At 66.8% G+C, this 14678-nt stretch carries 16 protein-coding genes; 8 read left to right on the top strand and 8 right to left on the bottom strand.

Going from position 1 to position 14678, the window contains the following annotated elements:
• Positions 1-2: 2 nt before the first annotated feature.
• Positions 3-932, bottom strand: a complete 930-nt coding sequence (locus tag I6N89_RS14210; RefSeq protein ID WP_207019095.1) for a glycine--tRNA ligase subunit alpha — start codon at positions 930-932, stop codon at positions 3-5.
• 156 nt (positions 933-1088) lie between these two features.
• On the opposite strand from I6N89_RS14210, the gene I6N89_RS14205 reads away from it, so the two are divergent.
• Positions 1089-2855: a serine protease gene (locus I6N89_RS14205; RefSeq protein ID WP_207019094.1), complete on the top strand. Its 1767-nt coding sequence runs from the start codon at positions 1089-1091 to the stop codon at positions 2853-2855.
• Positions 2856-2925: 70 nt separating this feature from the next.
• Here I6N89_RS14205 and I6N89_RS14200 read toward each other — a convergent pair whose 3' ends face one another.
• Positions 2926-3492 (bottom strand): hemerythrin domain-containing protein, encoded by a 567-nt coding sequence (locus tag I6N89_RS14200; protein WP_207019093.1) that lies wholly within the window; start codon positions 3490-3492, stop codon positions 2926-2928.
• Positions 3493-3640: 148 nt separating this feature from the next.
• Here I6N89_RS14200 and I6N89_RS14195 point away from each other — a divergent pair, with 148 nt between their 5' ends.
• The 3 genes from I6N89_RS14195 (at position 3641) to I6N89_RS14185 (ending at position 5047) form a co-directional block, all read left to right on the top strand.
• Entirely contained in the window at positions 3641-3988 is a 348-nt protein-coding gene (locus I6N89_RS14195; RefSeq protein WP_207019092.1) for a CidA/LrgA family protein, read from the top strand.
• On the top strand, positions 3981-4706 hold the full coding sequence (locus I6N89_RS14190; protein WP_207019091.1) for an LrgB family protein: 726 nt from the start codon (positions 3981-3983) through the stop codon (positions 4704-4706). Before I6N89_RS14195 ends, I6N89_RS14190 begins: the two co-directional genes overlap by 8 nt.
• Positions 4707-4852: 146 nt before the next feature.
• Complete coding sequence (locus I6N89_RS14185; protein WP_207019090.1) at positions 4853-5047, top strand: hypothetical protein; 195 nt, start codon at positions 4853-4855, stop codon at positions 5045-5047.
• A 71-nt stretch (positions 5048-5118) separates the two neighbouring features.
• On the opposite strand, the gene ilvC is transcribed toward I6N89_RS14185, so the two are convergent.
• Positions 5119-6141 (bottom strand): ketol-acid reductoisomerase, encoded by a 1023-nt coding sequence (ilvC, locus tag I6N89_RS14180; protein WP_207019089.1) that lies wholly within the window; start codon positions 6139-6141, stop codon positions 5119-5121.
• A gap of 133 nt (positions 6142-6274) precedes the next feature.
• Between ilvC and I6N89_RS14175 the strand changes: the two genes are divergently transcribed.
• The 3 genes from I6N89_RS14175 to I6N89_RS14165 all read left to right on the top strand — a co-directional run bounded on the left by I6N89_RS14175 (position 6275) and on the right by I6N89_RS14165 (position 8398).
• Entirely contained in the window at positions 6275-6730 is a 456-nt protein-coding gene (locus I6N89_RS14175) for an Lrp/AsnC family transcriptional regulator (RefSeq protein ID WP_076696274.1), read from the top strand.
• Positions 6727-7191, top strand: coding sequence for an Lrp/AsnC family transcriptional regulator (locus I6N89_RS14170; protein ID WP_207019088.1), 465 nt, complete (start codon positions 6727-6729; stop codon positions 7189-7191). Before I6N89_RS14175 ends, I6N89_RS14170 begins: the two co-directional genes overlap by 4 nt.
• An 82-nt stretch (positions 7192-7273) precedes the next feature.
• The gene (locus I6N89_RS14165; protein WP_207019087.1) at positions 7274-8398 is read left to right on the top strand and encodes an aminotransferase class V-fold PLP-dependent enzyme; all 1125 of its coding nucleotides are present in this window, start codon (positions 7274-7276) and stop codon (positions 8396-8398) included.
• A gap of 140 nt (positions 8399-8538) precedes the next feature.
• Here I6N89_RS14165 and I6N89_RS14160 read toward each other — a convergent pair whose 3' ends face one another.
• From I6N89_RS14160 to I6N89_RS14150, 3 genes are all read right to left on the bottom strand, one after another.
• Positions 8539-9732: a UbiH/UbiF family hydroxylase gene (locus I6N89_RS14160; RefSeq protein WP_207019086.1), complete on the bottom strand. Its 1194-nt coding sequence runs from the start codon at positions 9730-9732 to the stop codon at positions 8539-8541.
• A gap of 56 nt (positions 9733-9788) precedes the next feature.
• Positions 9789-10001: a hypothetical protein gene (locus I6N89_RS14155; protein WP_207019085.1), complete on the bottom strand. Its 213-nt coding sequence runs from the start codon at positions 9999-10001 to the stop codon at positions 9789-9791.
• A 124-nt stretch (positions 10002-10125) separates the two neighbouring features.
• Positions 10126-10770: a pyrimidine 5'-nucleotidase gene (locus I6N89_RS14150; RefSeq protein WP_207019084.1), complete on the bottom strand. Its 645-nt coding sequence runs from the start codon at positions 10768-10770 to the stop codon at positions 10126-10128.
• A gap of 99 nt (positions 10771-10869) precedes the next feature.
• Here I6N89_RS14150 and I6N89_RS14145 point away from each other — a divergent pair, with 99 nt between their 5' ends.
• Positions 10870-11514, top strand: coding sequence for a GntR family transcriptional regulator (locus I6N89_RS14145; RefSeq protein ID WP_076696264.1), 645 nt, complete (start codon positions 10870-10872; stop codon positions 11512-11514).
• Positions 11515-11517: 3 nt separating this feature from the next.
• Here I6N89_RS14145 and I6N89_RS14140 read toward each other — a convergent pair whose 3' ends face one another.
• Together I6N89_RS14140 and carA are read right to left on the bottom strand one after the other, a co-directional pair.
• Positions 11518-13407, bottom strand: coding sequence for a glycosyltransferase family 2 protein (locus tag I6N89_RS14140; protein WP_236016635.1), 1890 nt, complete (start codon positions 13405-13407; stop codon positions 11518-11520).
• Positions 13408-13499: 92 nt separating this feature from the next.
• Complete coding sequence (carA, locus tag I6N89_RS14135) at positions 13500-14639, bottom strand: glutamine-hydrolyzing carbamoyl-phosphate synthase small subunit (RefSeq protein WP_207019083.1); 1140 nt, start codon at positions 14637-14639, stop codon at positions 13500-13502.
• Positions 14640-14678 lie beyond the last annotated feature (39 nt).

Here is a 14678-nt window from a genome sequence, read left to right as displayed (position 1 = left end):
GCTCAGGCGGCGTAGCCCCCGGCCTCGGTCATCACAAAGGCATCGGCGCAGCGTTTCGCCAGCGCCCGCACCCGGCCGATATAGGATTGCCGCTCGGTGACCGAGATCACCCCGCGCGCATCGAGCAGGTTGAACAGGTGGCTGGCCTTGATGCACTGGTCATAGGCCGGATGCGCCATGACGATGCGCTTGCCGGTCTTGGGATCCTCGGCCTCGGTATCCAGGATGCGCTGGCATTCCGCCTCGGCATCCTCGAAATGGCGCAGCAGCACCTCGGTATCGGCGATGTCGAAATTCCAGCGGGAATATTCTTCCTCGGTCTGGCGGAAGATGTCGCCATAGCTGAGCGCGATCGGCGTCTGCGGGTCGTTGAACGGCATGTCCATGACATGGTCGATGCCCAGCACATACATCGCCAGCCGTTCGAGCCCATAGGTCAGCTCGCCCGAGACCGGCGCGCAATCATGCCCGCCGACCTGCTGGAAATAGGTGAACTGCGACACTTCCATGCCGTCGCACCAGACCTCCCAGCCCAGCCCCCAGGCGCCCAGCGTCGGGCTTTCCCAATCGTCTTCGACAAAGCGCACATCGTGCATGGCCATGTCGATGCCGATGGCGCGCAGCGAGCCGAGATAGAGCTCTTGCAGATCCGGTGGCGAGGGTTTGATCAGCACCTGGAACTGGTAATAATGCTGGAGCCGGTTGGGGTTCTCGCCATAGCGCCCGTCGGTGGGGCGGCGCGAGGGCTGCACATAGGCGGCTGCCCAGGGTTTCGATCCCAGCGCGCGCAGGGTGGTGGCCGGGTGGAAGGTGCCGGCGCCGACCTCCATGTCGTAGGGTTGCAGGACGGCACAGCCCTTGGACGCCCAATAGGCCTGAAGCCGCAGGATGATCTCCTGGAAACTCCGCGGTTTGGTGCTGGTCTCGGTCATCGCATCTGCCCTGTCTGCATGATGCCGCTTGCTTATGCGCCACGGGCGCAGGGGTCAATTCGTGCCTGACCATATTTTGAGGTGACGGCGCGGTGCGGTCTGCTAAACAGATCGGCAGACAAAGAAGAATATTGGGCCTGAGGGGCAAGCACAGGTATGTTCAAATCCTTTCTGATGGTGAGCGCGACGGCTCTGCTGATCGCGGGCGGGGCCTCTGCACAGGGCACCGGCGAGGAGCTGGTCTATATCCAGATCGAGGCGCAGCCCAGCCTGACCGAAGCGGAGAACGCGCTGCGAGGCTATGCGATGTCGCTGGAGGATGTGAACGGGTTCTCGCTGGGTGGCGGCTGGTACGGGATCGCGCTCGGCCCTTATGCGCCTGACGAGGCCGGTCCGATGATGCGCCGGCTGCGCAGCAACGGGCTCATCCCGCGCGATTCCTATCTCTCCGCCACCAGCGAATATCGCGATCAGTTCTGGCCGGTCGGCGCGGCGCTGGGCACGCAGTCGGCGGTTCCGGTGCCCGAGCAGCCGGCGGAGACGCTGCCCGACGCGCCCGAGACCGCCACGGTGACCGAGGCGCCCGCCGAGCCGGTGATCGTGGAGGAAACCCCGCGCGAGGCGCGTGCCAGCGAGGCGGCGCTGAGCCGGAGCGAGCGCGAGATGCTTCAGGTGGCGCTGCAATGGTCCGGCCACTACAACGCTGCCATCGACGGCGCTTTCGGGCGCGGCACGCGTGCCGCCATGGCCGCATGGCAGAGCTCCAACGGTTACGAGACCACCGGCGTGCTGACCACGCGTCAGCGCGCGGCGCTGCTGGGGCAGTATAACGCGGTGCTGGAGGGGCTGGACATGGCCCCGGTCAGCGATACCCGCGCCGGCATTTCCATCGAGATGCCGATGGGTGCGGTGGCATTCGATCACTATGAGGCGCCCTTTGCGGTCTATGAGCCCAGCGGCGAGCTTGCCGCGCGGGTGCTGCTCATCAGCCAGCCGGGCGATCGGCAGACGCTGGGCGGGCTTTACGAGATCATGCAGACGCTGGAAATCGTGCCGCTGGAGGGCCCTCGCGAGCGCCGCCGCGACGGCTTCACCCTGACCGGCGCCAATGACGACATCGTCAGCCATACCGAGGCGACGCTGCGCGACGGCCAGATCAAGGGCTGGACGCTGATCTGGCCCGCTGGCGACGAAGAGCGCCGGAGCCGTGTGCTTGGGCTTATGCAAACCTCGTTCAGCACCACCGGCGCGGTGCTCGATCCGGCGGAGGTCAGTGACGAGGGCCAGGCGGTAGATCTGGTCTCGGGGCTTCAGATCCGCCAGCCCAAGGCGACGGTCTCGGGCTTTTTCGTCGATGCGGGCGGTGCGGTGGTGACCGCCGCCGATGCGGTGGCCTCCTGCGGGCGGATCACGCTGGAAGATGTCTATGAGGCCACGGTCGCGGCCAGCGACGCCGCACTCGGTGTGGCGGTGCTGCGCCCCGAGACGCCGCTGGCGCCCCGCGCCGTGGCGGCCTTCCGGGGCGACACGCCGCGGCTGAAATCCGAGATCGCGGTGGCCGGCTACCCGTTCGGCGGCGTGCTGAGCGCACCGACGTTGACCTTCGGCTCGCTGGAAGACGTCAAGGGACTGGCCGGCGAGGCAGAGATCGAACGGCTGGCGCTGGCGGCGCAGCCCGGCGATGCCGGCGGGCCGGTGCTGGATGCGGGCGGCGCGGTGCTGGGCATGCTGCTGCCGAAACCGGAGAGCGACCAGACCCTGCCGGGCGATGTGGCCTTTGCCGCCGATGCGGAGGCGCTTCAGGCCTTCCTGACGCGTGCGGGTGTCGATAGCCGCGAGACCCAGGGCGAGGGGGCGATGGCGCCGGAGGATCTGACCGCGACCGCCTCGGACATGACGGTCAAGGTGAGCTGCTGGGAGTAACGCCCGCCTCGTTGCAAGCGACGCAAAAAGGCCGGGAGCGGGAACGCCCCCGGCCTTTTCATTTGTCCGCCTATCCGCGCAGGCGATGATGCAGGACGATGGGGACCACGAGATCCTCTTCGTCATTCAAGTGGCGGGCGAGGAAGCCGTTCAGACGCTCCAGCGTGTCGCGCATGGGGCGGGCCTCTTCGGCCATCTGATCGGGCGCCAGCGTCGCAAGCTGCACCACGCGGTTGCCCTGCCGGGTCAGGTCGTCCAACAGCCCGTCGAGCGCCACATGGTCGGTTTCCAGCATCTCGAGCCCCCGGGTAAAGCGCGGGTCCGCCGCCTCCAGCTCGGGAAAGAACTGCCGGTCTTCCCAGCTGTGGTGGCCGTGCAGATGCTGCACCAGCGCGTGGCCGCCATGGGCCAGGCGCTCGGCATAGCGGTCTTGCGGCAGTGCTCCGTCCAGAAACGCTTCGGCATCCCCCTGAAGGGCATCGCCGAGCGCGCGGAATTTCAGATGTGCACCCATCCAGTTGCGGGTGGCGCGGGCGAAATTCGGGTGCGCCTCCCAGCCATCGCGTGGGAGGTCCCGCAGGAGGGTCTGCATTTCGGTGGGCAGCCCGTCCCGGAGTGTGATGTCATATTGGGTCATGCCGCCCAAATGGGTGTTATGTTGTAACACCTCAACCCGCAGAACTGCACAGGAGAGGGGGCGCGCGCGCACCGATCCGGGATCAAGCGGCTTGATCCCGGCGCCCGCCCGCGTCTTACCTAAGGCGAGGTTTCCCGCGGAGGTGCAAATGCTTGGATCGCTGACCCTGATCTTTCTCTGTCAGCTCGTGGGCGAGCTGGTGGCCGGCGCGCTGGCGCTGCCGGTGCCCGGCCCGGTGCTGGGCATGGTGCTGCTCTTTGTCATCCTGATGCTGCGCCGCGCGGTGCCCGAGGGGCTGGGGCAGGCGGCGGGCGGGCTGCAAAAGGCGATGTCGCTGCTTTTCGTGCCGGCGGGGACGGGCGTGATGCTGCATTTCCGCCTTCTGGGCGAGGCGGCACTGCCGCTCGGGCTGGGGCTGCTGGTGAGCACGGTGGTGACCATTGCGGTGACCGGGCTGCTCATGGCCTGGCTGAGCCGGGGCAAGGCCGATGGATGATCTCGGCAATCTCCAGGAAACCTGGGTCTATCTCAGCGCCTCGCCGCTGTTTCACCTGACTCTGACGCTGCTGGCGTTTCAGGCGGCCTCATGGCTCTTTGAGAAGGGGGGGCGCAACCCGCTGCTGAACCCGGTGCTGGGGGCGGTGGTCCTCGTGGTGGCGGTGCTGCTGGTGACCGGAACCGATTACGCCACCTATTTCGAGGGCGCGCAATTCGTGCATTTCCTGCTGGGGCCGGCGACGGTGTCGCTGGCGGTGCCGCTTTACCGCCAGTGGCGGCTGGTGCGGCGCTCGGCGCTGGCGATCACCGTGAGCCTGCTCTGCGGCTCGCTCACCGCGATCCTGACGGCGCTGGGCGTGGCCTGGCTGACCGGCGGCAGCGCCGAGGTGCTGGCCTCGCTGGCGCCGAAATCGGTCACCGCGCCGGTGGCCATGGCCATCGCCGAAGAGCTGGGCGGCGTGCCCTCGCTTACCGCCGTGCTGGTGATCGTGACCGGCATTCTGGGGGCGATGATCGGACCTATGGTGCTGAACATCGCGGGTGTGCGGGACTGGAGCGCGCGCGGTCTGGCCATCGGCACCGCAAGCCACGGTATCGGCACGGCGCGGGCGCTTCAGGTGAACGAGACGGCAGGCGCCTTCGCCGGGCTTGCCATGGGGCTGAACGCGCTGGCCACGGCGCTGCTGCTGCCGATCCTCTGGGGGCTGCTGTTCTGAAATCCGCTTCGGGTGCCCATGTTTTCATCGCTTTTTCGCGGCTGGGCGGGGTTTTGCTGCGGTGCAGCGAAAACCTCTGCGCGGCTTTGACGCGCTGGGGCACACTGTCCGGCGGGAGGAGCGGATGATGAAAGGATGCTCCAGATATGTGCCTGACCCCGCAAGCGCTGTTTCTCTTCCTGTCGGTCCTGCCGCAGGAGATTATCGACAAGGCCCCTGACCGGATCACCGTCCGCGCCGAGGTGCGCGATGCGGTCTGGCTGGCGAAGGGTGAGAAATGGTGCACTGGCGCGCCGCAGGTCGATGCCGCCATCCGGCTGGGGCAGGGCGAGGCGCTCTGAGCCGTTTCGCCGGACATGAAAAAGCCCGCGCCATGGCGGCGCGGGCTCTGGTCCGATCGTAATCCGGCCAATCAGTTCTTCGACTTGTCGACCATCTTGCCGGCCGAGATCCACGGCATCATCTCGCGCAGCTTTTCGCCGACCTGCTCGATCTGGTGCTCGTCGTTGATCCGGCGGGTCGCCTTGAAGAACGGCTGGCCCACGGCGTTTTCCTGCATGAAATCGCGCACGAACTTGCCGCGCTGGATGTCCGACAGAACCGCCTTCATGCGCTTTTTGGTCTCCTCGTAGGGGAGGATGCGCGGGCCGGACACGTACTCGCCATACTCGGCGGTGTTCGAGATCGAGTAGTTCATGTTGGCGATGCCGCCTTCGTAGATCAGGTCCACGATCAGCTTCACCTCGTGCAGGCACTCGAAATAGGCCATCTCGGGGGCGTAGCCGGCTTCCACCAGGGTCTCGAAGCCCATGCGGATGAGCTCGACCAAACCGCCGCAGAGCACGACCTGCTCGCCGAAGAGGTCGGTTTCGCATTCCTCGCGGAAATTGGTCTCGATGATGCCCGAACGGCCGCCGCCGATGGCGGAGCAATAGGAGAGGCCGATTTCCAGCGCCTTGCCGGTGGCGTCATTGTCGACGGCCACGAGGCAGGGCACGCCGCCGCCTTTGACATATTCGCCGCGCACGGTGTGGCCGGGCCCCTTGGGCGCCATCATGATGACGTCGACGCCGGGCTTCGGCTCGATCAGGCCGAAATGCACGTTCAGACCGTGGGCGAAGGCAATCGCGGCGCCTTCCTTCAGGTTGTCATGCACGTATTTCTTGTAGGTCTCGGCCTGAAGTTCGTCGGGCATGGTGAACATGATCAGGTCGCACCAGGCGGCGGCTTCGGCGATGCCCATGACCTGAAGGCCTTCGCCTTCGGCTTTCTTGGCCGAGGCCGAGCCTTCGCGCAGGGCGACGACGACATTCTTGGCACCGCTGTCGCGCAGGTTCAGCGCGTGGGCGTGACCCTGCGAGCCGTAGCCCAGGATCGCCACTTTCATGTCCTTGATGAGGTTGATGTCGCAATCGCGATCGTAATAGACGCGCATCTTTCTCGTCCTTCCTTGGTGTTGTTATGGCGCGCAGCCTAGGCCCGGTGGGGCGAGAGTGGTTGCGTTTTTCTTGAGTATTTGTCGGAAAGATGAAAGATCATTCGCAAAATATCTGATTACCGGAGAAATCATGCTGGACGACACGGATCGGCGCATCCTGCGCCAGTATCAGGCGGAGCCGGGGGCACCCTCGGTGGAACTGGCCGAGCGCGCAGGCGTGACGCCCTCGACGCTGGCGCGGCGGCTGGCGGCGATGCGCGAGGGCGGCGTGCTGCGCGGCGTGCGGGGGGTGATCCACTGGCCGGCGCTGGGATACGATGTGGAGGTCAGCCTGCGTGTGACGCTTGACAAGACCGCGCCGCGCGCCTTCGACGAGTTCATCGCGGGCGCGCGCGGGGTGCCGGAGGTGATCGAGATCCAGACCTTTCTGGGCTCCATCGACGTGCGGCTGGCGGTGATTGCTCGCGATCTGGGGCATTACCAGAGCCTCTATCGCGAAAAGCTGCTCACCCTGCCGCATATCGCCGATGTGGAGGCGCTGATGCATGTGGCGCTGGTGAAATCCGACGAGACGGTGCCGCTGTGAGCGCCGAGCTGACCCTGGATGCCACCGACCGCGCGCTGATCCGGGCGCTGGCGGAGGATGCGCAGGCCAGCGCCGGGGCGCTGGGGCGGCGTTTCGGCCTGTCACAGCCGGCCTGCTGGCGGCGCATCCAGCGGCTGCGCGCGGCGGGGCTGTTCCGGGGCGCGCGGCTGGATCTGGATCTCGAGCGGCTTGGTTTCGGCGTCACGGTGTTCCTCGGGATCAAGCTAGCCACCAAGGGGCGGGTCAGCCTGGAGGATTTCGAGCGCGCGGTGAGCGCCATCCCCGAGGTGCAGATCGTCGAGCATGTGCTGGGCGCCTTCGATTACCGGCTGCGGGTGGCGGCGCGCGACCTGCCGGATTTCGAGCGGGTGCTGCGGCGGCGCATCATGACGCTGCCCGGGGTCGGCAATGTCGAGGCCAACGTCATGCTGAGCGAGGAGCGGCGTCCGGGGCCGCTCTGATCGCGCCGAGCGCGACCATCGGAGGCTTTGCGCTTTGCTGCGCGAGAGGGTAGCGATAGCGCAAAAGCACAAGGAGTCTGCCATGCCGCTGCGCGACGATATCGATCCGAACGGGCTCGACGAATTCTCGGTCGTTTTCACCGACCGCTCGCTGAACCACATGTCCGCCGCCTTTCAGGAGGTGATGCGCGATATTTCCGCCATGCTGCGCGAGGTATACGCTGCCGATGCGGTGGCGCTGGTGCCCGGTGGCGGCACCTTCGGCATGGAGTCGGTGGCGCGGCAGTTCGGCCAGGGCGCGAAAGCGCTGGTGGTGCGCAACGGCTGGTTCTCCTTCCGCTGGTCGCAGATCTTCGACGCCGGTGGGTTCGGCGGCGAGGTCACGGTGATGAAGGCGCGCCAGACCGGCAACGAGCCCACCGCACCCTTTGCGCCCGCGCCCATCGAGGTGGTGACAGAGGCGATCCGCCGCGAGGCGCCGCAGATCGTCTTTGCCCCGCATGTGGAGACCAGCGCCGGGGTGATCCTGCCCGACGATTATATCGCCGCGATGGCGGCGGCGGCGCATGAGGTGGGCGCGCTGATGGTGCTCGACTGCATCGCCAGCGGTTGCGTCTGGGTGGACATGAAAGAGACCGGTGTCGATGTGCTGATCTCGGCGCCGCAGAAGGGCTGGTCGGCGACCCCTTGTGCCGGGCTGGTGATGCTGTCGGAGCGGGCGATGGCGCGGATGGAGGAGACGGTGTCGAACTCCTTCGCGATGGATCTGAAGAAATGGCAGCAGATCATGGCGGCCTATGAGGCGGGCGGGCATGCCTATCACGCCACCATGCCGACCGACGGGTTGCGCATGTTCCGCGATGCCATGGTCGAGACCCGCGAGATGGGCTTTGACGTGGCCAAATCGGCGCAGTGGGAGCTGGGCGACAAGGTGCGGGCGCTGCTGGCGTCGCGCGGGGTGGTCTCCGTCGCCGCCGAGGGCTTTGCCGCGCCGGGGGTGGTGGTGAGCTATACCGCCGATCCGGAGCTGCAATCGGGTCGCGCCTTTGCCGCGAAGGGCACACAGATCGCCGCCGGGGTGCCTCTGCAATGCGACGAGCCGGCGGGGTTCTCGACCTTCCGGCTGGGGCTCTTCGGGCTCGACAAGCTCAAGGATGTCGATGGCAGCGTGGCGCGGCTTGAGGCGGTGCTCGATCAGGTGATGTGAGGGACGTTTGGGCGGTGGGCAGATTGCCCACCCTACGTTTGGGGTACATGTAGGGTGGGCAATCTGCCCACCGTTCCGTCGTGCGTGATAGGAATGCGACCGCTGAGGCCCCGGATCGGGTCCGGGCGCGGGGGTGCATCTTACCCGCGCGCGCCGAGACCCAGCTGCATCAGCGTCTTGCGCACCGGCGTGATGCCGTAGAGCGCGTCCAGCGCCTTGGCGCGGGCGTCGCGCAGCGGCGGGGCGGAGAGCATCGAGGTCTTGTTGAGCAGGGTGATCCCCGCCACCCGGGCGCGGATATCGACAATGCGCTTGCGGTGATAGGCCTCCAGCATCGCGCGCTCGCCGAGCCGCTCCGGCGCTGCCAACGCCAGCTCGTGCAATGCCCGCATGTCGTTGAGCGACATGTTCAGCCCCTGCGCGCCGATGGGCGGCACCACATGCGCGGCCTCGGCCACCAGCGCCAGCCGCTCGCCATAGAGCGTTTCCGCATGCTGGGCGATGATCGGCCAGATCGTGCGCCGCGAGGCCAGCGTCAGCGGCCCGAAGAGATGGCAGGAGCGCTCGGACATCGCCGCCTCGAATTCCGGCACGTCCAGCGCCAGCAGCTCCTGCGCCTTGGGGCCTTCCTCCATCCAGACAATCGCCGAGGAGGGCTTGCCCTGATAGTCCGGCAGCGGCACCAGGGTGAAAGGGCCGCCGGTGCGGTGGATCTCGGTCGAGACATTGCCATGCGGGATCGGGTGGGTGACGGCAAACGCCAGCGCCTTCTGGCCGAAGCGGGTGGTTTTGACCTCGATCCCCGCCGCCTGCCGCATCGGCGAATTGCGCCCGTCCGCCGCGATCACCAGCCGCACCTGAACCGGGCCGCCCTCGGTGAGCCCGACCCTGGCATAGGCTTCTCGGGTGAAGAGCGTGGTGGTGGCGGTGCCGGGGCGGAAATCGACATTGGGCATGTCGTGCAGATGCGCCGCCAGCTCGCGGCGCAGCAGCCAGTTGGGCAGGTTCCAGCCAAAGGGCTTTTCCGAGATGTCCCCGGCATCGAAATCGCGGGTCACGCGCGGCTCGGGCCGTTCACCGCCGGCATCGACGATGCGCATCACCTGAAGCGGCATGGCGTGTTCGGAAAGCCTGTCCCAGAGCCCGGCCTCGCTCAGAAAGGCCTGCGCCGGTTGCAGGAAGGCGGTGCTGCGCAGATCGGCGCCTTGCGCGTCGCGCTCGGTCACCGGCGGGGCGGGGTCGACGCAGAGCACCGAGAACCCCGAGGCGCCAAAGGCGGCGGCCGCGGTCAGACCCGCGATGCCGCCGCCCGAGATGAGAATGTCGTAATCCATGACCGCTCTCCTTTGCCCTTGGTTCTAGGGCAGGCGCGGGGAGATTTCCATGCGGCTTACTTGCCGATGGTGATCAGCAGGATCGCCGCGTAGCAGACCGGCACGCAGGCCAGCGCGCTCATCGCCAGGCCGACCGCGCCCCAGGTCACGGTGGCCGCGATCACCACGGCGAGGAAGACGGCCAGACCGGCAAAGATCTTTGCCTCGACGCTCACGCCCTTGCTGCGCTCGGCGGGGAGGTCGGTCGCGGTCGCTTCGTTCATGCTCATATTCGGATCTCCTTGTGCGATGCCGCCGGGATAGGGGCTGTCCCGGATCATTCACAGGGAAATAATGTCGCATTCCGCCTGTATCATTCAGGCAGATTGCCGCATGTGCGAAATCGCGCAGGGCTCAGCGCAGCTCGCCGAGAAAGCGCGACAGATCGTCGGTGTGATGCTGGATATGCCCGCCCTCGGCGCGTTCGGGGGCCACATGCACGGTGCGCATCCCCATCGCATGCGGCGCGGCGAGGTTGCGCGGATCGTCCTCGAACATCGCTGCCGTTTGCGGATCGGTGCCGTCGCGGGCAAAGACCGCGCGAAACGCCTCCGCCTCGGGTTTCGGGCGGTAGCCGGCATGCTCCACGCCATAGATCGCGTCGAAGGCCGCATCGAGCCCGCGCGCCTTGAGCACCTGCGCCGCGTAAGGCGCGCTGCCATTGGTGTAGACGATCTTGCGCCCCGGCAGTTGCCCGATGAGCTCGGCCAGATGCGGATCGGGGTCGAGCACGTCGAAGGAGATGTCATGCACCTCTTCGAGATAGGCGTCGGGGTCGATCTTGTGTTCGGCCATGAGCCCGGCGAGCGTCGTGCCGTGCAGGTGCCAGTAGCTCTTGCGCAGCCGGTCCGCCTCGTCCCGCGCGATGCCGAGGCTGCGCATGACGAAATCGTTCATCCGGCGCTCGATCTGGTCGAAGAGCCGGGCAGCGGGCGGATAGAGGGTGTTGTCGAGGTCGAACACCCAGTGCCGCACATGGGAGAAATGCCGTTTCACCATGGTATAACCCTAATCCTGTGCGGCACTTGCGGCAATGGGTGCATTGATCCCGCGGCCCTGCTGGCGCTATCGTGTGCCGGATTGAGCGAGGAGAGATAGATGAACCAGATCCGGACGCCCAACAAGGACGCTTATACGCTGATCCTGGAGGCGATCGATTCCGGGGTGTACCGCCCCGGCGACCGGCTGGTGGAAAGCGAGCTGGCGGAGCGCTTCGGCGTATCGCGCACGCCGATCCGCGAGGCGTTGCAGCGGCTCGAAACGCAATCGCTGCTTGCCCGTGATGGGCGCTCGCTGATCGTGGCCTCGCTGGATCACAACCAGATGGCCGAGCTCTATGTTGTGCGCACCGAGCTGGAGGGGCTGGCGGCGCGGCTGGCGGCACGCCACGCCAGCGAGGAAGAGATCCAGGTTCTGCGCGACATGGTGAGCGAGGATCGGGCGCTGCTGAACGATCCCACCGCGTTGGCCCGGGCCAACCGGCGGTTTCACAAGATGATCCATCTCGCCTCGCACAACCGGTTTCTTGTGCAGCAGCTCGATCTGGTGCACCGCTCCATGGCGCTGATGGCCACGACCTCGCTCGCCGCTCAGGGGCGGGGCGAAATCGCGCTGGCCGAGCACAAGGCGATTGTCGATGCCATTGCCCGGCGCGACGAGGATGCCGCCTACAAGGCGCTGCGCGATCATATCTCGGTGGCCTTCGTGACGCGGCTGAAGCTCGACAGCCAGAAGGTGGACTGAGGCTCAGGGCGTTTTCTCTTCGGGAATGTCGGCGCCCGCGTGGTCCGGGGCGGATTTGCCATGCATGGTCTTGTCCCAGAAGAAGGGACGGGTGAGCAGTTCCCACGCGGCTTTGTAGGCGGCGATGGCGCCGAGTGGAAAATACAGGAACAGCGTCGGCACCCAGGGCAGCAGCCCGGCATGCGGGCTGCGCGAGACGGCGGCGATCCCGACCAGCAGCGAGATCGCTTCGGCGCCGAGAAAGCCCCAGAGCAGCGCTTGCAGCCCCTGCGGCGGCAGCCATGCGGCAATCGGCGGTTGCCAGCCCGCCAGCACCAGCCAGAATGACCAGAGCGCCGGGGCGAGGAGAAATTGCAGGATCGCGGTGAGAAAGATGAGCTGGAAGCCGAGCATTTTCCAGGGGCCGAGATCGCGCAGCAGCCGCGACGGCGCGCGCATATGCACCAGCCAGGTGATCATGTACCCCTTGAGCCAGCGCGAGCGCTGCCGGACCCAGGGCCAGAGGCGGTTGTTGGCTTCTTCGCGGGTGACGATGGGCAGAAGCTCTGTCACATAGCCATGGCGAGCGAGGCGGATGCCGAGATCCGCGTCTTCGGTGACATTGTGCGCATCCCAGCCGCCGACCTGTTCCAGAGCGGCGCGGCGGAAGAACACCGTGGTGCCGCCCAGCGGCACGGCAAAGCCCAACCGTGCGAGCCCGGGCAGCATGATCCGGAACCAGGTGGCGTATTCGATGGTAAAGCAGCGCGACAGCCAGTTGGCCTTGGGGTTGTAGAAATCGAGAATGCCCTGAAGGCAGGCGACGGCCGGCGGGGCGCGCCCGAAATGCCCCGCGACCCGGCGCAACTGGTCGGAGGCGGGCGCGTCCTCGGCATCGTAGATGCCCACGATCTCGCCCCGGCTGAAGCGCAGCGCATAGTTCAGGGCACGGGGTTTCGTGGTGACCGGGCCGTCCGGCACCTCGATCACCCGCATCCAGGGCGGCAGCTGCAAGGCCGCGAGCGCGGCGCGGGTGGTGTCGTCGCGCGCTTCGAGGATCAGCAGCACATCGAGCCGCGCGCGCGGATAGTCGAGGCGCGACAGGCGCTGAAGCAGATCCCGCGCGATATTTTCTTCGCGAAAGAGCGGCACGAGAAGCGAGACCACGGGCAGAGTTTCGAGTGCGGCTCCGTCGCGGTCGGTCTGGCGCCGGCTGGCGAACAGGGCGGCCAGCTTCAGGATCTGCGCGAGACAGAGCGTCGTCACCGCGGCGGCGATCGCCAGCGAAAACAGCAGCCCCGGTTGCGTGGCGAGCAGCAACAGGCAGGACAGCGCAAACCCGGCGGCGAGAAGCGCGCGCACCGGCGTCACCTGATTCAGGTCGCGGCAGCTGTCTGGCGCGGGTACCTGGGTTTCCGCCCGTCGCGCCATGGCGTCGCCATGGCGCTGGGCGATCTCGGTATGGATGTCGGTTTCCAGCGCCAGGGCCATCGCGACCTTTGTTCCGCCGCTGGACAGCGCCGCCATCGCCGCACCGGCCCGTTCCGGCCGTGCGGTCGCCAGGATCAGCGTGTCGCCGAGCCGCATCCAGGGCAAGACCGAATGGCGCAGGCAGGTTTCCGGTGGCAGCAGCCCGGAGAGCTCGGGATCTGGTGGATGGCTGAGCCGGTCCAGACGCATGGCGCCGTATTGCAGCGCCTGCGCCTCAAGAACCTCTTCGGGGCTGGCCAGAGCCTCTGCGATCAGCACCCGCGGCAGCGCTGCACCGCTGCGGTGGCACTCCGCCAGCGCCAGTGCCGCGTCGGCCGGGCGCAGATGCCCGTTCTGCATCAGGATCGCGCCGAGCGGTCGCCCGCGCGGCGACGCCGATTGAGCGCGACGAGACGTCTCAAAGACCGCGCTTTGCCTGTTCATCTCCGTCTCCTGTCCCCGCAATGGGAGCAGATCAGCAGAAGACGGTAAACAGAGGGTTAATAATCAGAGGCTTGCAGAGAATTCTACTGGCGTCACATCGATTGCACGAAGCGTTCGAAGAGATAGAAGCTGTCTTGCGGACCCGGGCTCGCCTCGGGGTGGTGCTGGACCGAAAACACCGGACGGTCGGCCATGCGGATCCCGCAGTTGGAGCCGTCGAAGAGCGAGACATGCGTCTCGACCACGCCCGCGGGCAGCGACTGGCCATCGACGGCAAAGCCGTGGTTCATCGAGGTGATCTCGACCTTGCCGGTCTCGATCTCCTTGACCGGGTGGTTCGCGCCGTGATGGCCGTGGTTCATCTTGACGGTTTTGCCGCCAAGCGCCAGCGCCAGCATCTGGTGGCCGAGACAGATGCCGAAGATCGGAAAATCGGTGTCGTCGAGCAGGCCCTTGATCATCGGCACGGCATATTTGCCGGTCGCTGCCGGATCGCCCGGGCCGTTCGACAGGAACACGCCGTCGGGGTTGTGCGCCAGCACCTCCTCCTTGGTCGCGGAGGCCGGCAGTACGGTCACGTCGCAGCCCGCCGAGGCGAGGCAACGCAGGATATTGCGCTTGGCGCCGTAATCCACGGCAACCACCTTTTTCTTGGGGGCGGTCTGGGGGGCATAGCCCTCGGGCCAGGCCCAGCGCATTTCGTCCCAGCGGTAGCTCTGCGCGCAGGTCACGTCCTTGGCGAGGTCGAGCCCGGTGAGACCGGGGAAGGCGCGGGCGGCCGCGACCAGCTTCTCGACATCGAAATTGCCGTCGGGATCGTGCGCCAGCGCCACATGCGGCGCGCCCGACTGGCGGATCGCTCGGGTCAGCCGCCGCGTATCGATGCCGCCGATGGCGATGCGTCCGCGCGGCGCCAGCCAGTCCGAGAGCTCCTGCACCGCGCGCCAGTTCGACGCCGCCGTTGGCATCCATTTCACCACCATGCCGGCGGCGACCGGATCGGCGGTCTCGTCATCCTCCGGGTTCACGCCGACATTGCCGATATGCGGGAAGGTGAAGGTCACGATCTGGCCCGCATAGGAGGGGTCGGTCATGATCTCCTGATAGCCCGACATCGCGGTGTTGAAGCAAAGCTCCGCCTCGGTCTGGCCGGTGGCGCCGAAGCCCTGGCCATAGAACAGCGTGCCGTCGGCGAGGGCGAGGCAGGCGGTGGGCTTGGGGTTCTGGGGCATGGGGCGACTCCTGATGGCAGCGGGCGGACGGCAAATTGC

Origin of the sequence: Salipiger abyssi (genome assembly GCF_017311415.1) — a bacterium.
GTDB classification, from domain to species: domain Bacteria; phylum Pseudomonadota; class Alphaproteobacteria; order Rhodobacterales; family Rhodobacteraceae; genus Salipiger; species Salipiger abyssi_A.
The sequence above is the reverse complement of the archived record's forward strand: the minus strand, read 5'-3'. Positions and strand labels throughout refer to the sequence as shown.